This is a genomic window from Tumebacillus avium, from assembly GCF_002162355.1.
Lineage (GTDB): Bacteria > Bacillota > Bacilli > Tumebacillales > Tumebacillaceae > Tumebacillus_A > Tumebacillus_A avium.
Window position 1 is genome coordinate 4,651,579 of sequence record NZ_CP021434.1, and the last position, 24,372, is coordinate 4,675,950.

22 protein-coding genes, 2 riboswitches and 1 other annotated feature are annotated in these 24,372 nt (G+C 57.3%); of the genes, 1 reads left to right on the plus strand and 21 read right to left on the minus strand.

Going from position 1 to position 24,372, the window contains the following annotated elements:
* Positions 1 to 12 precede the first annotated feature (12 nt).
* The 21 genes from CBW65_RS21570 to CBW65_RS21670 all read right to left on the minus strand — a co-directional run bounded on the left by CBW65_RS21570 (position 13) and on the right by CBW65_RS21670 (position 23,830).
* Positions 13 to 912, minus strand: coding sequence for a M23 family metallopeptidase (locus tag CBW65_RS21570; RefSeq protein ID WP_087458620.1), 900 nt, complete (start codon positions 910 to 912; stop codon positions 13 to 15).
* 123 nt (positions 913 to 1,035) lie between these two features.
* Positions 1,036 to 1,833 (minus strand): septum site-determining protein MinD, encoded by a 798-nt coding sequence (gene minD / locus CBW65_RS21575; RefSeq protein ID WP_087458621.1) that lies wholly within the window; start codon positions 1,831 to 1,833, stop codon positions 1,036 to 1,038.
* A gap of 19 nt (positions 1,834 to 1,852) precedes the next feature.
* Entirely contained in the window at positions 1,853 to 2,527 is a 675-nt protein-coding gene (gene minC / locus CBW65_RS21580; protein WP_087458622.1) for a septum site-determining protein MinC, read from the minus strand.
* Between the two features lie 57 nt (positions 2,528 to 2,584).
* Entirely contained in the window at positions 2,585 to 4,486 is a 1,902-nt protein-coding gene (locus CBW65_RS21585) for a peptidoglycan D,D-transpeptidase FtsI family protein (RefSeq protein ID WP_087458623.1), read from the minus strand.
* Positions 4,487 to 4,585: 99 nt separating this feature from the next.
* Positions 4,586 to 5,095 carry a rod shape-determining protein MreD gene (gene mreD, locus CBW65_RS21590; RefSeq protein ID WP_087458624.1) on the minus strand — a complete coding sequence of 170 codons (510 nt, stop codon included), beginning with the start codon at positions 5,093 to 5,095 and terminating at the stop codon, positions 4,586 to 4,588.
* Between the two features lie 8 nt (positions 5,096 to 5,103).
* On the minus strand, positions 5,104 to 5,979 hold the full coding sequence (gene mreC / locus CBW65_RS21595; RefSeq protein ID WP_157722117.1) for a rod shape-determining protein MreC: 876 nt from the start codon (positions 5,977 to 5,979) through the stop codon (positions 5,104 to 5,106).
* Positions 5,980 to 6,019: 40 nt separating this feature from the next.
* Positions 6,020 to 7,054, minus strand: a complete 1,035-nt coding sequence (locus CBW65_RS21600; protein ID WP_087458626.1) for a rod shape-determining protein — start codon at positions 7,052 to 7,054, stop codon at positions 6,020 to 6,022.
* 87 nt (positions 7,055 to 7,141) lie between these two features.
* Positions 7,142 to 7,846: a RadC family protein gene (gene radC / locus CBW65_RS21605; protein ID WP_087458627.1), complete on the minus strand. Its 705-nt coding sequence runs from the start codon at positions 7,844 to 7,846 to the stop codon at positions 7,142 to 7,144.
* Between the two features lie 5 nt (positions 7,847 to 7,851).
* Positions 7,852 to 8,451, minus strand: coding sequence for a Maf family protein (locus tag CBW65_RS21610; protein ID WP_087458628.1), 600 nt, complete (start codon positions 8,449 to 8,451; stop codon positions 7,852 to 7,854).
* 220 nt (positions 8,452 to 8,671) lie between these two features.
* The gene (aspA, locus tag CBW65_RS21615; RefSeq protein ID WP_087458629.1) at positions 8,672 to 10,090 is read right to left on the minus strand and encodes an aspartate ammonia-lyase; all 1,419 of its coding nucleotides are present in this window, start codon (positions 10,088 to 10,090) and stop codon (positions 8,672 to 8,674) included.
* 70 nt (positions 10,091 to 10,160) lie between these two features.
* Positions 10,161 to 11,039 carry a glycoside hydrolase family 191 protein gene (locus CBW65_RS21620; protein ID WP_087458630.1) on the minus strand — a complete coding sequence of 293 codons (879 nt, stop codon included), beginning with the start codon at positions 11,037 to 11,039 and terminating at the stop codon, positions 10,161 to 10,163.
* Between the two features lie 109 nt (positions 11,040 to 11,148).
* Positions 11,149 to 11,240: riboswitch (cyclic di-GMP riboswitch) on the minus strand.
* Positions 11,241 to 11,280: 40 nt separating this feature from the next.
* Positions 11,281 to 12,171 carry an SPOR domain-containing protein gene (locus CBW65_RS21625; protein WP_087458631.1) on the minus strand — a complete coding sequence of 297 codons (891 nt, stop codon included), beginning with the start codon at positions 12,169 to 12,171 and terminating at the stop codon, positions 11,281 to 11,283.
* Between the two features lie 158 nt (positions 12,172 to 12,329).
* Positions 12,330 to 13,313 carry a resuscitation-promoting factor gene (locus CBW65_RS21630; protein WP_087458632.1) on the minus strand — a complete coding sequence of 328 codons (984 nt, stop codon included), beginning with the start codon at positions 13,311 to 13,313 and terminating at the stop codon, positions 12,330 to 12,332.
* Between the two features lie 246 nt (positions 13,314 to 13,559).
* Positions 13,560 to 14,009: a prepilin peptidase gene (locus tag CBW65_RS21635; RefSeq protein ID WP_157722118.1), complete on the minus strand. Its 450-nt coding sequence runs from the start codon at positions 14,007 to 14,009 to the stop codon at positions 13,560 to 13,562.
* A 268-nt stretch (positions 14,010 to 14,277) separates the two neighbouring features.
* Positions 14,278 to 15,312: a type IV pilus twitching motility protein PilT gene (locus CBW65_RS21640; RefSeq protein ID WP_087458634.1), complete on the minus strand. Its 1,035-nt coding sequence runs from the start codon at positions 15,310 to 15,312 to the stop codon at positions 14,278 to 14,280.
* A 75-nt stretch (positions 15,313 to 15,387) separates the two neighbouring features.
* Positions 15,388 to 16,686: a bifunctional folylpolyglutamate synthase/dihydrofolate synthase gene (locus CBW65_RS21645; RefSeq protein ID WP_087458635.1), complete on the minus strand. Its 1,299-nt coding sequence runs from the start codon at positions 16,684 to 16,686 to the stop codon at positions 15,388 to 15,390.
* Positions 16,687 to 16,701: 15 nt separating this feature from the next.
* The gene (locus CBW65_RS21650; protein WP_408646514.1) at positions 16,702 to 19,359 is read right to left on the minus strand and encodes a valine--tRNA ligase; all 2,658 of its coding nucleotides are present in this window, start codon (positions 19,357 to 19,359) and stop codon (positions 16,702 to 16,704) included.
* A gap of 79 nt (positions 19,360 to 19,438) precedes the next feature.
* Positions 19,439 to 19,678: a binding site (T-box leader), on the minus strand.
* Between the two features lie 63 nt (positions 19,679 to 19,741).
* Entirely contained in the window at positions 19,742 to 20,284 is a 543-nt protein-coding gene (locus CBW65_RS21655; RefSeq protein ID WP_087458637.1) for a hypothetical protein, read from the minus strand.
* Positions 20,281 to 20,943 (minus strand): ABC transporter ATP-binding protein, encoded by a 663-nt coding sequence (locus CBW65_RS21660; RefSeq protein WP_087458638.1) that lies wholly within the window; start codon positions 20,941 to 20,943, stop codon positions 20,281 to 20,283. Before CBW65_RS21660 ends, CBW65_RS21655 begins: the two co-directional genes overlap by 4 nt.
* 1 nt (position 20,944) lies before the next feature.
* Complete coding sequence (locus CBW65_RS21665; RefSeq protein ID WP_087458639.1) at positions 20,945 to 22,156, minus strand: ABC transporter permease; 1,212 nt, start codon at positions 22,154 to 22,156, stop codon at positions 20,945 to 20,947.
* Positions 22,157 to 22,402: 246 nt separating this feature from the next.
* The gene (locus CBW65_RS21670; RefSeq protein WP_087458640.1) at positions 22,403 to 23,830 is read right to left on the minus strand and encodes a phosphohexomutase domain-containing protein; all 1,428 of its coding nucleotides are present in this window, start codon (positions 23,828 to 23,830) and stop codon (positions 22,403 to 22,405) included.
* Between the two features lie 140 nt (positions 23,831 to 23,970).
* Between CBW65_RS21670 and CBW65_RS24635 the strand changes: the two genes are divergently transcribed.
* Positions 23,971 to 24,123: a hypothetical protein gene (locus CBW65_RS24635; protein ID WP_198299687.1), complete on the plus strand. Its 153-nt coding sequence runs from the start codon at positions 23,971 to 23,973 to the stop codon at positions 24,121 to 24,123.
* A gap of 92 nt (positions 24,124 to 24,215) precedes the next feature.
* Positions 24,216 to 24,366, plus strand: a riboswitch (cyclic di-AMP (ydaO/yuaA leader).
* Positions 24,367 to 24,372: the final 6 nt, after the last annotated feature.

Here is a 24,372-nt window from a genome sequence, read left to right on the forward strand (position 1 = left end):
CGCACCTGCGTTCTAATTCGCAGCGGGAAGCTTCAAGATGTCAGCCGGGTTGAGGAATTTGTCATCGACCTGATAGGCGAAAAACAAGGTGCCATACTCGCCTTTTTGCGTCAAGCCGCCGATCTTCTGCCCGGTCTCCAGCCATGCGTCCTGTTTAACGTCGACAGTCACGAGGTGGCGGTAGATCGTTTTGCCCGCCGTGCCATGCGAAACGGTGACGGTGTAGTCTTCGCTGCCTTCTTCCTTCTCCACTTTCTCCACGATGCCTTTCGCCGCCGCTTTCACCTCGGCGCCAAGCTCCGTCTGGAAGGTCACCCCTTGCTGCTGTGCGCCGTCAAACGGAGTCTTGATCGTGCCGGTCACCGGCAGCACAAACTGCGGCGCTTCCGCTTGCGGCGTCGTGCTCGCCGGGAGCGCCAGGCTGTCCGACACATTTTGCTGCCACCACGAAGAGATCGCCGTAAGGTCGGTGTCTTGCGTCAGCGAGTGCGTCGCAAACGCTTGTACTTTTTGCGCGATCGGCGCTTGGCTTTGGAAAGTGAAATACAGCACGGCGGTCAGCGCGATGGCGCCGAGCACCTGCATCGCGCGATGTCCGGAGATGCCGGGCTCGTCCTCTTCCTCATAAAACCGCCGCCCGTTGCCGCTGTAGCCGCCATAAGCCGTACCGCCGCTGTCGTACGCCCGCGGGTGCTGATGACCACGCGCCCGCAAAAAGTCTTCATAGCTGCGCGGGTTGTTGCTCGGATGGGAGGAAAATTCCGGCTTGGCCGTCGTGACATCCCAATCGTCATCCCCCGCCGAAAACAGCGAAGAGCGGGTGGTATCTGCATATCGGTCAAATCCTTGACGCCAAGGCACCGTTTCAATCTCATCGTATCGTTTCTTCTTCCAAAAATCCCATTTGATCATCGTCGATGTACCCCCTCGTCCACATGCATTTCTCTCTCATCATATGAGTCGCAGGACGAGTTTATGAAATCGAAAAAGCGAGCCTGCCGATTGACAGACTCGCTTGGGGTATAAGTACTTGCTTTATTTGCCAAGGCCAATCATGCGCTTGACCTTGCCGAAAAATCCGATCTCATCCTGCAGGTTCATCAGCGGCACCGAATCGCCGAGGATGCGGCGGGCGATGTTGCGGTAGGCCATGCCCGCCTTGGCGTTCGGGTTCATCACGACCGGTTCGCCGGCGTTCGAGCCCTTGATGACGCCGTCATCGTCCGGCACGACTCCGAGCAGGTCGATGGCGAGCAGCGCCACGATCTCATCGAGATCGAGCATTGAACCGTCTTCCACCATATGCGGACGAATCCGGTTGACGACCAGCTTCGGCTGGTTGAGCTTGGCCGCTTCCAAAAGCCCGATCACGCGGTCGGCGTCGCGCACAGCAGCAGCTTCCGGGTTGGTGACGACGATCGCCTTGTCCGCCCCGGAGATCGCAATCTTAAATCCTTGTTCGATGCCGGCCGGGCAGTCGATGATCACGTAGTCAAACTGCTCTTTCAAGCCTTCGACGACCGTCTTGACCGATTCCGGGGTCAAGGACGTCTTGTCTTTGGTCTGCGAAGCTGGCAGCAGATACAAGTGGTCAAAACGCTTGTCTTTGATCAACGCTTGCTCGAGGCGGCATTGTTTGGTGACAACATCGACGATGTCAAAAATGATGCGGTTCTCAAGCCCCATGACAACGTCCAAGTTGCGCAGGCCGATGTCGGTGTCGACCATGCATACTTTCTTGCCCGACAGCGCTAAGGCTGTACCGATGTTTGCGGAGGACGTGGTTTTGCCCACGCCTCCTTTCCCCGATGTAATTACAATTGCCTCTCCCACTCTTAGTTCCCTCCTTAAATCAATCACGGGCCCTAATGCTATATAGATGGCTGAGTTTATCGACCGCCATTTGACGTTCGCGCAAGTAGGCAAACTCCATTTCCGTCTCCAAAGGCTGCGTTTCGCCTGTGTCCGGCGCGCGGCTGATCACATCGTGAATCCGCAGTTGGGACGGCTGAAAAAATACGGCTGCGATGACCGCTTCCTCATTGCCTTTGCATCCGGCATGCGCCATGCCGCGCAGTGTACCCATTACAAAAATGTCGCCCGTCGCCAGCACCTGGCCGCCCGGGTTGATATCGCCGATCACCACAACATCGCCGTCATGCTCGATCACTTGACCCGATCGGACCGTGCCATAGTGGACGCGCTGCGACGGCTTCGGCAGTTGAATCATCGCATCCCAGGCCGATTGAAACTCTTGGATGATCAGATTGCCGTGACTGGAAAGCTTCTTGCGAACCTTCGCTTCCTGTTCGGCGGAGAACTTGCGACCCCCGGTCTGTATCGTGACTTTGATGATCGGACCCGCCAGCAGTTGACGGTGAGTGCCGTTCACCTTCTCTTCCAGATCTTCCAGGATCTCATCCAGAGAACACTCATCATGTAAGATGAAGACCAGTCCATCACGGATCCCCTTGATCGTCACGGGCGTTCTGGTTCGTAGTGTTTCACATCCCGTTTGATGTCCCATGCCGGTCCTCCTGTTAAAAACACTCGCATTGCATCGTAACTTATTCGTGAAAGATTTCTATTTTCCTTCACTCAAGGTGAGTTGTTTCTGTTCTTTCAGCTTAAAGTACGTATCGAACATTTTTTTCGCAATTGGACCAACGCTGTCATAGGAGTGCGAGTTCTTTTTGTTATCCGGGATGATGATCGCGATCGCCACTTCCGGATTGTCGTAAGGAGCGTAGCCGACGAACAGGGAGTTCTCAGTGCCGCGCCCCGTCTCCGCCGTGCCGGTTTTGCCTGCGACCGGGTAGCGGAAATCGTGCAGCACGGAGTAGAACGTGCCGTACGGCTGGGCAATTACGTCGCGCATCCCGCGCTGGACGAGGTCGATCTGTTCATCGGTAAACGAGAGCTTGTTTAACACTTTCGGCTGGAACTTCTTCACCTGCTTGTTGTCCGGGCCGATGATCTCGCTGACGACGTGCGGCTCCATCCGCTTGCCGTCGTTGGCGATCGTCGAAACGTATTGCGCCAGCTGCATCAAGGTGTAATGCTCCGACTGGCCGATCGCCGAAAACGCCAGGTCGCCTGCGTTTTTCTCTTCGGTTACCCCGCCTTGCTCTTCATACGGCAAGTCGACGCCGGTCTTGACTTTGCCCAGGCCAAACTCGGCATGGTACGCCAAGATCTTCTTCATCGAAGCCGGCAGATAGCTGTCGAGGAACGTGCTGACTTCAGCATTGCTCATGTAGTCGTTGTACTTCCCGAAGCGTTTGAAAATGTCGATCATGTAGACGTTCGAAGATACGGCCAGCGCCTTGACCGGATCGACATAGCCGAGCGCCTGCCAGGAGGAGATCATGTTCGGCTTGCCGTCGATCGTCCAGCCGACCTGAATCGCGCCGGAGTCATACAGGCCGGAACTCGGATAGATCATGCCTTCCTTGAGACCGATCAGCACGGTCGACATCTTCACCGTCGAACCCGGCTGATACACCTGCTGAATCGCGCGGTTCATGATCCCGGGCAGGATCATCTCGTTGTATTCTTTGGTGCTGAAACCTTTGATATATAAGTTCGGATCGAAGTCCGGGTAGCTTGCCATCGAGAGGATTTCCCCCGTTTTCGGGTTCATCGCGATCGCCGCTGCGTGTTCAACCGTCGAAACGGAGCCTTTGAGCGCCTGAATCTGATCTTTCAGCGCCTGCTCGGTGGCCGCCTGCAGGTCTTTGTCGAGCGTGAGGATCAAGTCGTGGCCTTTGACCGGGTCTTCCGTGCGCTTGTCTTGCAGCGGCTGGTAGTTGCGGTTGACTTCGACTTTCAGCGTCCCGTTTTGACCGTGCAGGAATTCTTCATATTGCTTCTCCACGCCGGCCCAGCCGACGATCTCATTTTGCTCATAGCCTTTGGCCTTGTAGCTTTCCCACTCTTCTTCGTCGATGTTGTTCAGGTAGCCGAGCACATGCGATCCGGAGTTGTTGAACCGGTAGCTGCGGATCGGCTCGACGACCACGTTGATGCCAGGCAGTTCGTTGGCGTGCTCCCGGACATACGCCACCTGCTGCGGCTTGGCATCGGAAATGATTTTGCGGGCGATGGTCCGGCCGTATTTTTCTGCTTCCGGGTCCATCTTCTCGTACATCTCTTCCGGGGTCATCTCAAAGATCTGATGCAGTTCGCCGATCAGGTCCATCGAATTCTGACCCACTCCGCTCAGGATCTGATAGGTGATCGTAAACGCGGGCTTGTTCCCGACAAGCTCGACTTTATCCCGGTCATAAATGCTGCCGCGCGGCGCCGGAATGGACAATTCGATATAGCGGTTGGTCTCGGCGCTCGCCAAAAACGTTTCCCCTTGCGAGAGCTGCACGAAGCTCAGACGGAAGATCAGCACGGCCAGCGCGAAAAAGATGATCACAAACAACAGGCTCATGCGCTTCGAGGCGCCGGTCAGCTTTTCTTTATCCTGGTTCGTCACGACAACGTTCACCCCTCTCCCATTGTTTCATCGAAAAGAGCCACGAAGAGCAGCGCAAACTTGACGTTTCGCCGTACCACGTGGCTGAAAGGACAACAATTACAAGGATTCTTCAGCCAAGCTTCTGTTGCGTTCCGTCGCCAGCAATTTGACAGACGGGACATACAAAAGCAAAGCAAAGATTCCGTTCCAGATCATGATGCGCACCGTATGCGTCACCGCCGCCATCAGGTCGACGTGCGCATAGCCGAACAAGCGGCTCAGTCCGTACGCGGTGAGTTCGGCGAGGAAGCTGTACCCAAGCATGATCAGGATGACCATGACCAGTTGGCGCGTCCAATACGAGCGGAACGTCATGCCGGCAAAATAGCCGACCGTCGCAAACGTATACGCATACAGCCCCAGATAGGTGCCAAACAGGATATCTTGAATCAGGCCGATCAAAAGGCCGCAATACAAAGCGGTCAGCGACCCGCGCATCATGCTGACGTACAGCAGGAAGACCACGATAAGATTCGGCGCGATAAAGGAGAACGGCTGTACCTGCAGGACGGTAGACTGCACGACCAGCGCCCCCATCAAAGTAAGGAGTATCAGCAGCGGATGCATCTTCTCACCTACCTTGCTTCAGCCTTGGCTTTTTTCACTACATAGAGGAATTCCAAGGAGCCGAGGCTGGCAGCCGGCTCGATCTCTGCCGTCTGGGTCAGGCCCAGTTTGTCTTCGGTCACGCTCGCGATCTTCCCGATGTACAAGTTGGCCGGAAAGAGCGTGTAGGCGAGGCCGGAGGTGACAACATTCTGGCCTTTTTCCACTTTGGTGTCGAGCGTGATGCCCGTCATCTCCACCCGCACCTTGTCGGTGTGCGACAAGTCATTGGTGGCGCCGCTGACGATGCCGTACGCGATGTTTTTCTCATCGTTGTTCAAGACTTTTGCTGAGATCCCCATTCGTTCTTTGTCGGTGAGGAGCAGCACTTTGGAATGGTACGGCGTGACTTCATAGACGCGGCCGACCAGCCCTTTATTGGCGGTGATGACCGCCATGTCTTTCTCGACGCCGCTCTTGCTGCCGACGTCGATGGTGATTTCTTTGTTCCACGAGGACGGGCTGCGCCCGACAACGTTGGCAGACACGAGGTCAAATTGACCGGAGATGTCTTTGAGCTTGTAGAGATCGTCTTTGAGCTTTTTGTTCTCCCGTTGCAGCACTTCCACCTGAATCGCCATCGAAGAATAGTCGTTCAGGTTGGACTTGAGCTTGGCGTTCTCCTCATACAATGCTTTGATGTTCTGAATTTCCTCAAAGAAGCCGGCAACGTGGTGCACAGGAGCGTAGATGACGCCCTGCACCCAACCGAACGCGTCGATGAGGAATGCTTCCGGCCATGTCGGCTTCTCCCGCTCCCGCAGCGTCAGACCAACCAAAGCGGCGAGCAAGATGAAACTGGCCAGAAGCGCCATCATTCTCTTGCTTGTAAAAAATCGGGTCACCCGTTACCCACTTCCTTTTGTAACGCCTGATAGGGCTGTATTAGCGCGCACGCCGCTTTTTGTTGTCGGTGCTCTTGAACAGGTGGCTGTACTCCAGCGATTTGCCGGTGCCGATCGCCACGCAGTCGAGCGGGTTCTCCGCCACCAGAACCGGCATGCCGGTCTCGCGGGACAGCAGACGGTCGAGGTTCTTGAGCAGCGCGCCGCCGCCGGTCAGCACGATCCCGCGGTCCATGATGTCGGCAGCCAGCTCAGGCGGCGACTTCTCCAAGGTGATCTTGACCGCTTCGACGATCGAGTTGACCGTGTCGGCCAGCGCCTCGGCGATTTCGGTCGCGGTGATGGTCAAAGTCTTCGGCAGGCCGGTGACGAGGTCGCGGCCGCGCACGTCGATCGTCTCTTCCTTGTCGGACGGGATGGCAGAGCCGATCGTCATCTTTAATTCTTCAGCGGTGCGTTCACCGATCATCAGGTTGTACGCTTTCTTGATGTACTGGATGATCGCTTCGTCCATCTCGTCGCCCGCCACGCGGATCGAACGGGATGTGACGATGCCGCCAAGCGAAATGATTGCGACTTCGGTCGTGCCGCCGCCGATGTCAACGACCATGCTGCCGGTCGGTTCGCCAACGGGCAGACCTGCGCCGATCGCGGCTGCCATCGGCTCTTCGATCACCTGCGGGTCACGGCCGCCCGCTTCGCGCGCCGCGTCTTCCACCGCACGGCGTTCCACAGCGGTGATGCCGGACGGAACGCAGATCACAACGCGCGGCGGCGAGAAGAACAAGCCTTTGTTCTTCGCCGTCGCCTGGCGGATGAAATGGCGAAGCATCGTCGCCGTCGTTTCGAAATCGGCGATGACCCCGTCTTTCATCGGGCGTTCTGCGCGGATGTTGCTCGGGGTGCGGCCGATCATTTGCTTCGCCTCTTCCCCGACCGCCTTGATCTCACCGGTGTCGCTGCGAGTCGCAACAACAGACGGTTCGCGAATGATGATGCCTTTGCCTTTTACATATACGAGGGTATTGGCTGTGCCCAGGTCAATACCCATATCTCTTGAGAACCTGTTAAACATTAGTAATTACTCCTTCCCGAAACCTGAGGGGACAAGTTATGTTAACAACTGATTATTATACAGCATGAGACAGGGCTATGCCTAGTGTTACAGCCAGCCTTTTTCCTGCATGCTTATGTAGCAATTTTCGCCGATGATGATGTGGTCAAGCAGTTCAATACCCAGGATCTGTCCGGCTTCCACCAGACGGCGGGTCACTTTTACATCATCAAAACTTGGCGTCGGGTCACCGCTTGGGTGGTTGTGCAGGCAAATGATCGAAGCGGCGCTTTTCTTGAGCGCAGTCTTGTAAATTTCGCGCGGATGAGCGATCGAGGAGTCCAGCGAACCGATCGACACGATCTCTTCCCCGATCAAGCGGTTTTTCGTGTCCAGATGGAGCACGAAAAAATGCTCTTTCAGGTGAAATCGCAAGCGGTCCATCATGTAATCTGCCGCATCTTTCGGTGATGCGAACGTCGGGCGCGCTTCGTTTTTCACGCGTGCGACCCGGCGTCCGATCTCGATGGCAGCCTTCAGCTCTGTGGCTTTGGCCACCCCGACACCCGGCAGTGCAGTCAGTTCACTCAGATCCGCGTCGATCAGGTATCGGATACCGCCAAGGCGTTTCAAAATCTGCTCGGCCAAATCGACCGCCGAACAGCCGCGGGAGCCCGTGCGAAGCAAGATGGCGAGCAGTTCCGCATTGCTGAGCGATTCTGCGCCATGAAGCATCATGCGTTCGCGCGGGCGGTCTTCCTTTGGGATCTCCCGCACCAGCACCGGCTGACTTGCGTGCAGTACTGCACCCATGCCGGTCACCTGCCTTCTGGTGATGCCAAGACTTCAAATCCGAAACGCACCAAATGATCCGCCACACGGGAGACAGGCAAGCCAACTACGTTAAAATAGTCGCCTTGAATCTCCGGAATGAAAGCGGAAGCAGCCCCTTGAATGCCGTAAGCGCCCGCCTTGTCCATCGGATGGCCGCTGGCCACATAACGCGCGATGAGTTCCGGGGACAGTTCTTTCATCACCACTCGGGTGCCGCAAACGTCGCGCACTTCCTGCCCGCCGCCCGCTTCCACAAAAGCGATCCCTGTATACACCATATGCGCATGTCCGGACAACTTGGACAACATTCTTTTCGCATCTTCTTCATCAACCGGCTTGCCAAGGATGACCCCATCGCTTACAACAATGGTGTCCGCACCGAGGACGAGCCCATGAGATAAAGAATTCGCAACTGCTTTGGCCTTTCTGTACGCCAGCTCTTGGACAAGTTCCACCGGGTCGACGCCCGGTTCAAACGATTCGTCCACATCGCTCACAATCACTTCGAATGACATTCCCAGACCCGCCAGAAGCTCTTTCCGGCGCGGAGATCCGGATGCCAGCACCAACAGCTTATCCTGCATAGCGGCCCTTCGCCTCCATGTTCGTTTTCCAAGAAACAGATGCACAATACCGTTTCTGGCTACTCTGGATTATTTTAGTCTGTCCTGGAAAAAGAAAAGCTATGTCCATGATAATATACTCTTTATCTTGTTGACTGTCCAGAACAGAACGGCGACAGAAGTTGACACGAATTTGACAAAGAAAAACCCGCCCCGTTTCAGGCGGATCTTTCTTCCTGCATTATTCACCAAACAGCAGCTTGCTTCCTGCGATACCCGGCGATGTCATCTCAAACGGATTCAAGATCACATCGAGCTCTTCTTCGGTGAGGATGCCGCGCTCGAGGCAGATCTCGCGGACCGACCGTCCGGTTTGGATCGCTTCCTTTGCCACCATCGTTGCCGTCTCATAGCCGACATGCGGGTTGATCGCCGTCACGACACCTACGCTCATCTCGACCAGCTGGCGGCACCGCTCCACGTTCGCCGTCAGATCTTCGATCAGGCGTTCGCGGAAGACGCGCAATGCGTTTTGCAGAATCGACAGCGACTGCAGCAGGTTGAAGACGAGCACCGGCTCCATCACGTTCAGTTCCAGCTGGCCCGCTTCCGAGGCGAGCGAGATGGTGTGATCGTTGCCGATGATTTGGAACGCGACCTGGTTGACCACTTCGGCCATGACCGGGTTGACTTTCCCCGGCATGATCGAGGAGCCCGGCTGGCGCGGCGGCAAGTTCAACTCGCCAAGGCCGGTCCGCGGCCCGGATGCCATCAATCGAATGTCGTTGCAGATCTTCGACAGGTTCACAGCACAGATCTTTAAGGCGCTCGACACTTCGGTGTACGCATCGGTGTTCTGCGTAGCATCGACGAGATCATCGGCGCGTTTGAGATCAAGTCCGGTGATCGAACGAAGGTGCTCGGTCACTTTGACGATATAGCGCGGATCGGCGTTAAGCCCGGTGCCGACCGCCGTCGCGCCCATGTTGATCTCGCGCAGGTTGTCGAGCGAACGCACGACCCGCTCATGGTCGCGGGAGATCACTCGCGCATAGGCGGCGAATTCCTGCCCGAGACGAATCGGAACAGCATCTTGCAGATGGGTCCGGCCCATCTTGATCACCTGATCAAATTCCTGCGCCTTCACCTGCAAGGCCAGGCGGAGGTTGTCCAATTCGGTGACAACGCCCTTGGCCAGATTCAGCGACGCGATGCGGATCGAGGTCGGAAACACATCGTTGGTCGACTGGGCCATGTTGACGTGCGTGTTCGGCGAGCAGTGCAGATATTCGCCTTTCGCGCCGCCGAGCAGTTCGATCGCCCGATTGGCGATCACCTCGTTGGCGTTCATGTTCATCGAAGTGCCTGCGCCGCCTTGGATGGAATCGACAATAAACTGGTCGTGAAACTGACCGTCAAGCACTTCATCAGCAGCTTGGGAAATCGCTTCGCCGATGGTTTTCTTCAGCACGCCGACTTCCATATTGGCGAGGGCAGCCGCTTTTTTGACTGCTGCAAGGGCGCGGATCATCTCCACATGCGGCGGGATGCCGGTGATCGGGAAGTTCTCAACTGCACGCAAGGTCTGGATGCCATAATATGCGTCTACCGGCACGTCTTTGGTGCCGAGAAGGTCTTTTTCTACGCGATAGCCTGTCATGATAGAGGGCAACTCCTTTGTGTATATACCAAATGTTACTCTATCGTACCATACTTTACCGTTTCATCCATTAGAGTTCATCATAGCTTTTCTTGATCACTTGTCCTACATAGCCAAGCTTGGTATTGAGCTGCAGATAGTTGTTCTTCTGCTTGCCGGTCAGCCCGACATCCACAGTGAGCACAGTGATGCCGTGTTTTTGCTTCAGAGCGGACAGCTCCTTCATTCGATTCTGGCTCCACTGGTCTTTGCTCACGACCTTCGGGTCAAAATCTTCCCACAAGATGCCGTCAATGTAAGGCGCGGTGCGGTCTTTCAGCGCGGTCAGGCCCCAGTTTTGCACGATCGCCTGTGCCGGGAATGCGGCGCGCAGCGTTGCGACAAACTTCACCGCACCTTCGCGCTGGCGAGTGGAAACATCGGCCGGCCAGATGCCGTCATCCGCGTTGCCCATCGTATCGAGGAACACGCCGTTCAGCCCTTTGGCGAGCACGTGGCTGCGATAGTCTTCGAGGAGCAGCTCGGAGTAGTGCGCGCTGTTGATATCCATCGACCAGGACTCCCAGTCCGAACGGAAGTCGCGCTTGCCTTTGATGGTCAGGTAGTCGGCCGAAGTCGCCTTCTTGAGCAACTCGGAGTCCTTGTACTGCTCCAGCACGCTCAGGTAGCCGAGCACTTTGACCCCTTGTTGCTTCAAGATATCGACTTGAGCCTTGGTCCAAAGGCGCGGTTCGATGACGACCAGGTCATAGGCGGTCAGCTTTTGCAAGGCGGCCTTCTTCGGCTCGCCGTAGTAGATTGTATAGGAATCAATCCCGGCCAGGGAGCTGGGCTTCGGCTTGACGGCAGTTGCCTTCGTCTGAGCCAATGCGACGTTTGCCGCAGCTGCCCCCGTGACCAGAGAGACTGCAAGACAGAGGGTCGAGAGGTTACGCATCATTTTTTTCATGAGGTCTACGCTCCTTGTTGCAAATATGAAAAACGCCCTCTCCGTATAAGGAAGGGCGCTGGATATCTGCACTGTAACAGCAACAGAGTGTGGCAGAGTAAGGTCTGCCTCCTGCAACCTGGCTGTCTGTGACGGCGATCTGCCGTCCGAAGACCCATGGCTTTGCGTCCTTGCCTTTCGACAAGTTTGCCCTTACCCGTATGAGGTTACCCCTATTGTAAATGCCGCACACACGCTTTGTCTACTCACTTTTAATCAAGTTGGTAATCAGAGATTCATAGCCGAGATAGAAGGCGGTGAGCTTGACTTGCGCGGCGAACATCCCTTTGCCTTCCTGAACGGCTGACACCGCTTCCGACAGCGAGCTGTGCATTTTTTCCAACAGGGCTTTTTCCTCTGCGCGGTTCGCTTTGGCGAGGATGCTCTGCCAATTCTTCAGCTCCGTGTCGAGGGAGGCGAGCTCCGGGACAAACGCTTTGGCTTTGGCCGCATCGGGCGCCGGTTGAAGCGCCAGCGGCAGAACAGTGGAGGCGAGCTGCAATTCTTTGGCGATGCCTGCGGTGATCGTTTTTGCATCCGCATCGGTCACGCCCGCCATCTTGCCGGTGCGGGCCGGGATGATGAATTCTTTGGGATAGTGCTGAATTTCCAGTTCCTTCAGTTTCGCCTCCAACTGCTTGCCGGCCGCTTTATCTGCCGTGACCGAGGTGAACACCTGAAACTGGTCGGTGCCGCGGATCACCGTGCCCACGCCTTTGTCCGCGACGGCCGCCTGCAGCGATTCGGCGCGGGCGCGGTCCTTGAACACGCCGATCTGCATCGCGTACAGCGTAACGCCGGGCAGCTCCGCGTCGGCGCTGACGGCAGGGATCCCGCCGCCCGGCTGCGCCGCCTGCGCATCAGGCGAGGTCGCCGAGACGACGCCTGTGGAAGTTTGCCCTTTAAACAGCAGGAGCAGGCAGACGCCAAGCAGCACGCCGGTCAAGGTTGCGAGCAGAAACGGAAACACGATCTTGCCCTTTCCGGTGCTGCTCTGCAACCCGCGCTGCAACCGGGAGGGAAATCGGGTATAGGTGTCGGCCGGGGCTGCGTTTTTGCTTTTGATGTGTACGGTCACTTGTGGTTTGTCCATGCTCACCGCTCCTTTTCAAACTCCGAGTCTAGTTGCTAGAGTCTATGAAAGCAGTTGCTAAGCTATGACAAGAAAAAAGATGAGAAAAACAAAAAAGATGCTGTCCGGTCCGAAACCAAACAGCATCTTCTTCCGTCTTTACTTATAGTAGGATCAGATCAGTTCAGGATATGAACCGTCACTGCACGGCGGCCGAATTGAAGCGCCTGTTCGCGAGTATCAAAATGAATGTCAATGCGATTGCCTTTGATCGACCCGCCGACATCGCTTGCAACTCCGTATCCGTATCCCTCGATATACAGCTTCGTACCGAGCGGAATCACGTTCGGATCCACCGCGATCGTCCCCGGTCCCGCAGCACCGCCCGAGGCGGTCCGCGCTCCCGGCATCGAGTAAGCCGAGGCAGCCATGGTGAGCACTTTCGTTGCCGTCAGGTTGGTATCGCTACCCCGGCTCGCTACTACGATCGGACGCTGCTGCGTTCCGTAGGAGACGACTTGGTTAACCGGTTCGCTGACGACTGTGCGCTCTTCCTTGCGATCGACTTCTTTGCCATTTTCGAGCACAATTTTCGTTGTGATCTTGGCTTTCCCTTCCACACCGGATGTCAGCACTTTCTCAGTGCCTGTGTACAAGTTGGCATCTGGCTGGCGTTCGGTCTGAAAAGGTATAGATTCTTCTGCGACTTTCACTTCTTCAGACATGCGTGTAATCGTGATCTTTTGTCCGCTTTCGATGGAGGCTCTCAGTTCCAGACTGGTCTTATCAGTTTTGTTCAGATTGATGCCAAGTTCTTTCAATAATTCTTCAGTCGTGCCGGCCTGCGTCTTCACGCTGACCAATTCTTTGGTGCCGTCCTGGATTTGAACTGATTTTGCATGTGTGACTGTGATCATAGTTCCTTCTGCAAGTGCGTCTGAAGCTGCAGGTTGCACCAAGTCTTCTGTTCCTACCGTTACGCCTTTGTCGCGCAACAGCTCTCCTACCGTTCCAAGTTGGAAACCGGAGATTTCCTGCTTCTGTCCGTCAACTTCCAAGGTTACAGTCTTGTAAGTGGACGATGCTGTTGCCACGCCTCCGATCAGAAGTGCGACAGCCGCTGCAGACAAGCAGTAGACAGACTTACGGTTGACCTTTTGCACTCAACCACCTCTTCTTTTGTAATTTCCCACGCTGGAAACTACCCCCAAATTAATGCGGACAAGAACTGGATACAGTATACCCCTACTTTCCGAATCTGGCAATGGGCGGAACTGGAAATGACTGAATATTGTCACGATTCGACAAGGTTTGACGTTCTTTCACTCTCGCACCGGAGGTACGTAGTCAGATTATGCGGGTGATAAAGTTACAAGAACCAACAAAAGTAAGGACAAATCATCTGCCGATTAGCCCCACTGCATCCAATACCACCGCCAGACCGCGTCGCCGTAAGCCCAGGCGGTGAGGGAGCCGAGCAAAATAAACGGGCCAAACGGAATGTGCTGACGGGGTCTGATCCGCCCGGACCACCGCAGGGGCAAGCCGATCAGCGTCCCCCACAAGCAGGAGAAAAAGAGGGCGAAGAGTACGCCTTTGACCCCCAGAACCAGTCCAATCATCGCGAACACTTTAACATCGCCGCCGCCCAGCCCGTTTGACACCAGCCCAAGCAGCGCCAAAGCTGCAAATCCGGCCACGAAGCCCAGCAGGTAGTGCATGAGCGGTTCTTGATGAATCCAGAGGCGCAGCACGAACAGCACAGCGAGCGACGGATACACGACCCGATTGGGCATCAACATGGATTGCAGGTCGGTGACGGTCAGTGTGATGAGCACCAAAAACAGCGTACCAACCACAAATGTTTCCCCGGTTAAGCCCCCCTGTACTGCTACGAATAGTAAAATGGTCATCGCCATCGCGGAGCACAACAAGCGAGACCTCCATGACTCCTTAGATATCACCCTTTGCAAAATCCCCATAAGACGCCACCTCGATTTTCTAATCGAATCTCGAAAACAACAATATACCGTTTTTTCAAACCCACACTCTCACCTCACGTCTTCACCTCACGTCTTCACCTCACGTCTTCACCTCACGCTTTCACATCACGCTTTCACATCACGCTTATGGCATCGCCATGAGGTGTTTTTTTGCTGTGTCTGGATCAATCACGCCCTTACTTACCAACTCCTGCAGGTGCATGTCGAATGTCTGCATGCCGTGCGCTTTGCCGGTTTGCATGGCGGTGCGGAGCTGGTGGGACTTTTCGGTGCGGATGAGGTTGGCGACGCCGGGGGTGTTAACGAGGATCTCCTGGACGGCGACACGCCCGCCGCCTGCTCGCTTTGGCAACAGACGCTGCGAGACGACGCCCAGCAGCACCGAGGCCAGCTGCGCCCGGATCTGGCGCTGTCCTTCGGCGGGGAACACATCGAGAATCCGGTCGATCGTCTGCGGCGCATCGGACGTATGCAGCGTGGCCAGCACCAGATGCCCCGTCTCCGCCGCCGTGACTGCCGTTGCGATCGTCTCCAAATCTCGCATCTCCCCTACCAAGATCACATCAGGGTCCTGCCGCAACGCCGCACGCAGCCCGTCCGCAAACGACCTCGTATCCCGTCCAACTTCCCGCTGATCGATCAGGCTCTGCCGATGGACATGCAGATACTCGACCGGATCTTCCAAAGTCAGAATCCTCCGCCGCGAAGTCCGATTGATCTCCTCCAGCAAGCAGGCCAGCGTCGTCGACTTCCCGCTGCCCGTCGGCCCCGTCACCAAAAACAAACCCTGCCTCCGCTCTCCGAACGACAAAATCACCGGGGACAGCCCCAACTCCTCCGCCGTCGGCACCCGCCGTGGGATCACCCGAACCGCCAGCGCCAAATCTCCCAATCTTCGAAACGCCTGCACCCGAAAGCGCTGCCCCTCCGGCAGTTCATAGGAAAAATCACACTCGCCCCGCTCCCGCAACACCGCCTGCATCTTTGCATCAAGCAGCTCCTGCACCAGTTCCAACGTGTCCTCTGCCCGCAATACATCCCGCCCCGGCATCGGCAGCAACTCCCCGTCCACCCGCATCATCGGCGGCGCTCCCACCGTCACATGCACATCGGATGCTCCTCGTTCCATCCCCACCCGCAAAAACGCCCACATCTTCATCCCCTTCACTCCTCTCCTGTGTCCGGCCATGAAAGAAGGACCCTGTTTCCAGGGTCCTTGCCATCGTACTGTTATTTAATGAAAGAACAGCGCGCGCGCTTCTGAGATCATGTACAAGGAACCGGTGCAAACGATCGTCTCATCCGTCCCCTGCACCCGCTCCCGGGCGAGGCGGAACGCCTCTTCCACCGATTGCGACAAAGCAACCGGCAGTTCCGGGTCGAGCCCATGAATCATCTGCGCCAGTGTCTCCACCGATGCCGATCGCGGCATATCAGCCCGCGTCACGATCACCTGCGAAGCCAAAGGCAACAGCGGCGCCAACACCTCCGGAATCGCCTTGTCTGCCATCACGCCGACGATCAGCACGGCCTTACGCTCCGGCATCAATTCCTGCAGCGCCGCCCCAAGCGCCTGCGCGCCTTCCGGGTTGTGCGCGCCGTCGAGCACCGTCAGCGGCGACTGTGCCACCACTTCCAAGCGTCCGGCCCACACGGTGTTCATCAGCCCGGCACGCATGCTTTCCTCCGAGACCTCAATGCCCAGCTCCCGAAGCTTGACGCAAGCAGCCACCGCCAGCGACGCATTAAAGATCTGGTGCTGACCGAGCATTTTGATCTGCAGGCCGCCAAACGCAACGCCCGGCCCCTGCCAGTCAAACGTCTGCCCGTCCCAGCCAAACGCCGTGCGCTCCGCCGAAAAATCACGGTCGAACTGCAAAAGCTCCGACCCGTTCTCGTCCGCCGTCTGCGCAATCACCTCAAGCGCCTTGCCCCATGCGGTCGTCAGCACCGGCACGCCCGGCTTGATGATGCCCGCTTTTTCAGCGGCGATCTGCTCGATGGTGTCACCGAGGATCGCCTGATGATCCATCCCGACATTGGTGATCAGGCTCAAGAGCGGCGTCACCACATTGGTCGAATCCAACCGCCCGCCAAGCCCGGTCTCCCACACGACCACATCGACCTCTTGCCGCGCGTAGTGCATGATCGAGACCACGCTGAGCACTTCAAACTCGGTCGGCCGCCCCGCCTCCGTCGCCGCCACTTCCTCGACGACGGGACGCAGCTGCCCGACGATGTCGGCAAGGTCAGCATCGGAAATGTTCACGCCGCCGACAGTCATCCGGTCATGGAACTGAATAAGATAAGGCGAGGTGTACAGTCCGACCTTGTATCCGGCTGTCTGCAGCATCGATGCGAGGTACGAACAGGTCGAGCCTTTGCCGTTCGTGCCGGCCACATGCACAAATCGGAGAGCGTCGTGCGGACGGCCAAGCCGGTCGAGCATCGCTACCATGCGCTCCAGTCCCGGCTTGATCCCGCCCTTTCCGTCAAAACGGTCAAAGCTGTGAATCCAATCGATTGCAGACACGTATTTGGTACTCCTTTAGCCGCGCAATTCAGCAATGCGGGCGCGTACTTTTTCACGCTTCTCTTCATAGTCGGCCAGTTTGGCCTTTTCTGTTTCAATCACATCGGCCGGCGCTTTCGCCACGAAGCCCTGGTTGTTCAGCTTCTTCTCGATGCGCTCCACTTCGCCGTCCAGCTTCTTCTCTTCCTTTTGCAGACGGGAGATCTCCGCGTCGAGGTCGATCAGGCCGGCCAGCGGCATGAACAGCTCGGCACCGGTGACCACGTTGGAAACCGCCTTGTCGGGCGCTGCGATGTCGGTGCCGATCGTCAGCTCATCCGGGTTGCAGAAACGGCGGATGTACGACTCGCCGCGGTTCAAGATATCTGCGGTCTGCGCATCTTTCGCCTTGATCAGCAAAGTGATCGGACGGGACGGCGGAACGTTCATCTCCGCGCGGGTGTTGCGAACGGAACGGATCAGGTCGATCAGCAGGTTCATCTCCTGCTCAGCCTGCGCATCGTTGTGCTCCGCAGAGAATGCCGGGTAGGTCGCCTTCATGATCGATTCGCCTTCCGCGTGCACCGGCAAGTGCTGCCAGATCTCTTCGGTCAGGTACGGCATAAACGGATGCAGGAGGCGCAGGGACTGGTCAAGCGCGTAGATCAGCACGTTTTTCGTCGTGGTCTTCGCCGCTTCATCTTCGCCGTTGAGCGGCATTTTCGCGAGCTCGATGTACCAGTCGCAGTATTCGTTCCACAGGAATTCGTAGATCGCCGAACCTGCGCCGCCGAAGTCGTAGTTCTCCAGACGCGCGTTCACCTGTTGAACCGCTTCGTTCAGGCGGTGCAAAATCCACTTGTCTGCCGTGCCGAGCTGAGTCGCGCCAGCCAGACCCTGGTAGTTGAAGTCGTCGCCGAGGTTCATCTCCACAAAGCGCGACGCGTTCCAGATCTTGTTCGCAAAGTTGCGCGCCGACTCAACTTTTTCCCAGAAGAAGCGCAGGTCGTTGCCCGGCGATGCGTTGGTCATCAGCATGAAGCGCAGCGCGTCTGCGCCATATTTTTCAATCACGTCGAGCGGGTCGACGCCGTTGCCGAGCGACTTGGACATCTTGCGGCCTTCGGAGTCGCGGATCAAGCCGTGGATCAGCACATCCTGGAACGGCTTGGTGTCGGTGAACTCCAGCGCCGTGAAGATCATCCGCGCCACCCAGAAGAAGATGATGTCATAGCCGGTGACCAGAACATTGCCCGGGTAGTAGCGCTTGAGGTCTTCCGTCTGTTCCGGCCAGCCCATCGTCGAGAACGGCCAGAGACCGGAGGAGAACCAAGTGTCGAGCACATCTTCATCTTGGCGCAGGCTGTCGTGGCCACACTTGCTGCACGCGGTCGGCGCTTCCAGCGAAACGATCGTCTCGCCGCAATGGTCGCAGTACCACGCCGGGATGCGGTGGCCCCACCACAGCTGACGCGAGATGCACCAGTCGCGGATGTTTTCGATCCAGTGCAGGTAGGTGCGCTCGAAACGGTCCGGCACGAAGCGGACTTTGTCATCCGTCTTCTGCAGCGCGATCGCTTCGTCTGCCAGCGGCTGCATTTTTACGAACCACTGGGTGGACAGGAACGGCTCGACTACAGCGCCGGAGCGCTCGGAGTGGCCGACCGAGTGCATGTGCTCTTCGATCTTGAAGAGCACGCCTGTTTCCTGCAGATCGGCAACCAGTTTCTTGCGGGCGTCAAATCGGTCCAGACCTGCGTACGGACCGGCATTGTCGTTCATCTGGCCGCCTTCGTCCATGACGATGATCTGCTCAAGGTTGTGGCGCTGGCCGATCTCAAAGTCGTTCGGGTCGTGCGCCGGGGTGATCTTGACGCAGCCGGTGCCGAATTCCATGTCAACATACTCATCGGCCACAACCGGGATCTCGCGGCCGGTGATCGGGTGGTCGAGCATCTTGCCGATCATGTGCTGGTAGCGCTCATCGCTCGGATGCACCGCAACTGCCGTATCGCCAAGCATCGTCTCCGGACGGGTGGTCGCGACAACGATCGAGCCGCTGCCGTCTTTGAGCGGGTAGCGCATGTGGTACAAGGCGCCTTGCACGTCTTTGTACTCCACCTCGATATCGGAGAGCGCGGTGCGGGCAGCCGGGTCCCAGTTGATGATGCGTTTGCCGCGGTAGATCAGGCCTTTTTCATACAGCTTGACGAAGACGAGGCGAACCGCCTTGGACAAGCCTTCGTCCATCGTGAAGCGCTCGCGGGAGTAGTCGAGCGAGAAGCCCATCTTGCTCCACTGGTTGCGGATGGTGTCGGCGTACTTCTCTTTCCACTCCCACACCTTCTCAAGGAACTTCTCGCGTCCAAGGTCGTAGCGGGACGTGCCTTCTTCGCGAAGCATGCCTTCCACTTTCGCCTGGGTCGCGATGCCGGCATGGTCGGTGCCCGGCAGCCACAGCGCGTCATAGCCTTGCATGCGCTTGCGGCGGACCAGCACGTCCTGCAGGGTGAAGTCGAGCGCGTGACCCATGTGCAGCACGCCGGTGACGTTCGGCGGCGGGATCACGATCGCGTACGGCTCTTTGTCCGCTTCGCTGTTTGCTTTAAACAGGTCTTGCTCGATCCACCATTTGTACAGGCGGTCTTCTACCGCCTTGGGATCATACACTTTCGGAATGTTTTTCTCTTCCATCTCCATCTGCCTCCATTTTAGAACTCAAAATACACATCAAAATCATAGGTGAAAATAAAAAAGTCCCTTTCATCCTCATAAAAAGGACGAAAGAGACGCTGCTTCCGCGGTACCACCTTTAGTTCGCAAGACAAGAGTCCTGCGCGCTCGGGAAGATAACGGATTCACCGGTTTTCCCTACCCGGCGCACTCAAAATGCGCGTTCAGGAAAACGACTCCGGGACGACGTTCAGCTTCTTCTGCCCAGGCGGCCTCGCAGCGTGTCAGCCACCCTCTCTGAGAGCTTTCAAAACCTACTCTTTCCCATCAAAGCCAATGCTTGTGTCAGGTTGTTTGATACATAGTATACAGCAAAGACACTTCTTGTCAAAGCCGAAACGCACTATTTTTTCTTCTTGGTGTTGCGATAGCGCTTTTTCGTCGCGTGCGGCACATACGTCTTCTGCCCGCGCGCCTCGCGCAGTTTGGTAGCTGCAGACGTTTTGCCATTGCCTTTGTCTTTATCTTTGCCCTTGTCCCCGTTTTTCGCAGCCATCTTCGCTTCGACTTCCTTGCGCTTCTTCTCCGTCCACTCGTTTGTTTTCACAAACACCCAGGAACCGGCCAGCGAAATGATCAGCACCGTGATCGGCAGGTTGACCATCGCCGTCTTCAGGTTGGCCTTGGCAATCGCCGGATCAAGCGTTGCAAACTGGTAGATAAAGAAGACGACCAGCGAGATGACCGCCGTCAGCAGCGTGACAAAAACGGCGCTCGGCAGCTTTTTGTCCTTGATGCGCGGCACGATGAAAAATGAAGAAAACATCATCGCGATCGGCAAGGTTGTAAACAGATACTGATCGCCGAGGAAGACCGGCAAGAGGCCTGCCAAGAGACCCAATACACCTGCAGTAATCAAGAGAAAACGCCAATTCAAACCTTTCACTCCACCATCACTCCATCCCGAATCTGTACCAGACGATGCGCCCGCCGGGCCATCGCCTTGTCATGCGTGACCATCACCACGGTCTTGCCCGCTGTGTTGGCCGTATGTAACAGGTCGATCATCTCCGCCGCCGTCTCGTCGTCGAGCGCCCCGGTCGGCTCATCGGCCAGCAGCAGGCGCGGATCGTTCATCAGCGCCCGGGCAAGCGCCACGCGCCGCTGCTCCCCGCCGCTCAGGACGTAGGAGCGGTCTTCGCCGCGCTTGCCAAGCCCGACCAGTTCGAGCAGCTCATCCGCCCGCAAATGGTCTGCGTCGCTGACAGCGCCTGCCAGCATTTTTGGCAATACTACATTTTCTCGCACATTGAGCGTGGAGACAAGACTGGGAAATTGAAAAACGAACCCGATCTCCTCCGACCGGAGCTTCGTCCGCTCCCGTTCGCGCAGCCCGCTCGTCTCCCGTCCCCCGATCATTACCGACCCTTTCGTCGGCGCGCTGAGCAGTCCGATGATCGACAGCAACGTCGACTTGCCGCTGCCCGACGGCCCCATCACGGCGAGAAAATCGCCGTCCCTGATCTCCAGATCGACACCCCGCAGCGCCCGCACGAAGCCTTGCGTGCTCTTGTAGGTCTTCTTGACACCCGTCAGCTTCAGCATCCTACTCGCCCTCCCGAATCGCGTCATAAGGATTCTGCCGCAAAATCGAGCGAATCGGCACCGCGGCCGCCAGCATCCCGATCAGAGCTGTCAACAGCACCGCCCCCGTCGCCAGCAGGATCGACGGCAGAAAATCAGGAAACAAGAGCGGCAGTTGAAACGCCTTGGCGATCACCGCCTCGTTGTCGGCCAGCATCGCCGCGACCAGAAACACGCCGACCGTCCCGCCCGTCAGGCTCGCGAGCAGGGATTCGGTCAGCAGCAGCCGGTACACCGCCCACTTTCCGGCGCCAAGCGCCCGGAACATGCCGATCTCGCGCATCCGCTCATTGACCAGTGCCGAAAACAAGGTCATCCCCTGAATCGCCGCCATCAAAATCACTACGCCGATCATCGAGTACGACAGCAGCCGCAGCGGAAACAACTGCCGCGTGATCGTCTCGCGCAGCTTGGTGCCGGTCACCGCCGACGCCTCGGGAATCTTGCGCTCGATCTGCCGTTTGACAAACTCTTCGTCGCCGGGCAGGGTCTTCACCAGCACCACCGACACGCTGTCCTTGGGAAAAGTAAGCCCGTTGCCGCCCGCCTCGCGCAGCTTCCTTGCCGCATCGAGCGTCATATAGATCGTGTGGTCCGCGCCTGTCCCGGTCGGAAACAGCACACGGGCGAGCTGAAAATCATGCCCAAACAGCTTGAGCGTCTCCCGATAGGCCTTGTACTGCAGGTGGTAGATCGCGTTTTTCCCGCCGGCGTCGCTGCCGACGATCACCTTATCGGAGGTCAGCTCCCGGCCGGCCCCGCTGAAATACCCTTTCAAGGTAAAATCGGTCTTGGGATCAAACGCGACCACCGGGAAATCGCCTTCGACCTGGCAGCACGTCCCGGAGAACGTCTCCAGATACAGCTGCGGCGTCAAAGCTTGCACCTCCGGGATCTCCCGCAGTTTCGCCACGACGGAGCCGGGCATATAAAACGAGCTCACTTCGCCTGTGATCATCACCTGCTCCGCCACCTTGCCGTAATTCTTCGGCACCACCATCACATCGGCGCCAAAGCGGGCATCGCTTGCGGTCAGGCTCCGATCGACCGACATCAGAAAAAAGTAACTCAAAAACAGCATCGCTGCCGTGATCGCCGTCGAGGTGAGCAACAGCGAACTGCGCAGCGGTTTGCGCCACAGATTGCGCCACGCCCACCGAATACGCTGCCACATCGTCTACACCTCTTCCGTCTCGTCCTCGACGGAAGGACCGTCATCAAACGGGTCACTTTTTCGTAAAATGAAGACCGTAATCATTGTACCAAGCAGCAACAGCGCCAACCAGACCAAATTAAAAAAAATCTCTGCCGAACTGAACATCATGCGTCCCCCGTTCCTCAAGTGTCTTACAGAGTAGTATTGGGCGGGAACGCCAAAAAAATCCAAAGGCGCACGTGTTGGCCGCCTTTGGATGCTCGTTTAGCGGTCTTTCGCCGCCGATTTCCCCTGCTCGATCAGCTGAATCGCCGCCCCGATCAGCTTTTGCACATCGGCCGGGTCTTTCGCTTCGGCGTAGACGCGCAGGAGCGGCTCGGTGCCGCTGGGACGGAACAAGATCCATCCGCCGCCGGCCAGCCGGTATTTGATGCCGTCGAGCGTCTGCACCTCTTCCACCGCAAAGCCGGCAAAGGTGCGCGGCTTTTGGCGCAGGGATTTCAGCAGGAGCTCCTTTTTCTTCTGCTCCAGATGCAGATCGGCGCGGTCGTACGCATGGTGCCCGGCGAGGAACATCAGGTTGTCGACCGCCTCGGTCAGCTTTTGTCCCGACCCGAGCAGATGCTCGATCAGGAGCATCCCGGAGAAGATGCCGTCGCGCTCCGGCATGTGGCGCGGAATGCCGATGCCTCCGCTCTCTTCGCCGCCGATCAGCACCTCTTCGCTTTGCATCACGTCACAGATATACTTGAACCCGATCGGCACTTCACGCAGCGGCACTTCATACAGGCTGGCCACATTGTCGATCATCCCCGTGGTCGAAAACGTCTTGACCACCGCGCCTTTCCATTTACGTTCGCGCAGCAGATGCAAGGTCAGCAGCGAAAACAGGATCTGCGGCGAGACGAAGTTGCCGTGCGCATCGACCGCCCCCAGCCGGTCGCCGTCCCCGTCGGTGGCGAGCCCGAGGTCGGCGTGGACTTCGAGGACTTTTTCCATCAACAGTCCGAGGTTCTGCTGGATCGGCTCCGGATTGACGCCGCCAAAAGTCGGGTCGGGCGCGGAGCGCAGCCGGGTGACTTGGCATCCCATCTCCTCCAGCGCTTTGGCAAAATAATTTCCGGCCGCACCGTGCATCGCATCGACGACAACATGCAGCCTGCGCTTCTTGCTTGCGACCGGAGCGATAAAGCGGAAGAGCTGGGAGAAATACTGCGTATCCAGATTGGTCAGGCGGATCAGGCCGGCGCTTTTCGCCTCGTCAAACGGCATGAACTGCACCGCCGATTTCCCGACCCTGGCTGCCATCTGCCGGATGTCTTGTTCCCCGACCGGTCCGGCGTGCGGGCCTTTCCATTTCAAGCCGTTCCATTCCTTCGGGTTGTGGCTGGCCGTGACCATCAGCCCGCCGGCAGCACCGAGATAGCGCACGGCGAACGATAAGAGTGGCGTCGGGGTGACGGTGTCGAGCAGATAGACGGGAATGCCGTTGGCGGCGAGCACCTGTCCTGCGACGCGGGCAAACGTGTCGGAGAGGAAGCGCGTGTCGTAGCCGATCACCATCCCCTGCTCGGCCGTCCCCCGGGCCAGCAGTTCGTCGGCGATCGCCTGACAGACCAGTTTGAGGTTGCTTATCGTAAAGGTATCGGCGATCTGACCGCGCCAGCCTTCTGTTCCAAAGCGAATTTCCATGATCACAGTCCCTCCTGCAAGCGTACTTTGTGTCTTGTAGACTATGCACCCGAGTAGGCTTTTGTCACGACTTGCGCACCATGGGCGGGCAGGCGCACATACACTGTCAGGGAAAGGACTTGGAAACGGGGGTCTGTCACATGTATTACTACCTGCTGCGCACCGTCAAGATCCTCCTTGGCGGCGCGATCGGGATCGTCTTCCTCCGGGCGCTGTTCTTCCCGAACGTGCTCGATGTCTTTTTGCTCCTGATCTTGTTCTTGATCCTGGTCGCGATGTTTGTCGGGACCTGATCAAAAAGCTGCCCTCCATTCTCGGGGCAGCTTTTTTGATTTTTCCCAGCGATTCCCGTCTGTTGGCGGGCGTTTGCTGCATGCTACAATATACCCTGAATATGCCGAATCTTGTCGAATGAAAGATTTCGACGAGTACGGGGGACGCAACACTTTGGGGTGAATGTTCTGCCGTTTGTGAGAGCAAGGGAATCCTCTTCCCGAACCCGTCAACTAACCTCGGAGGCGAAATGAGGAGGGTATTTGTAA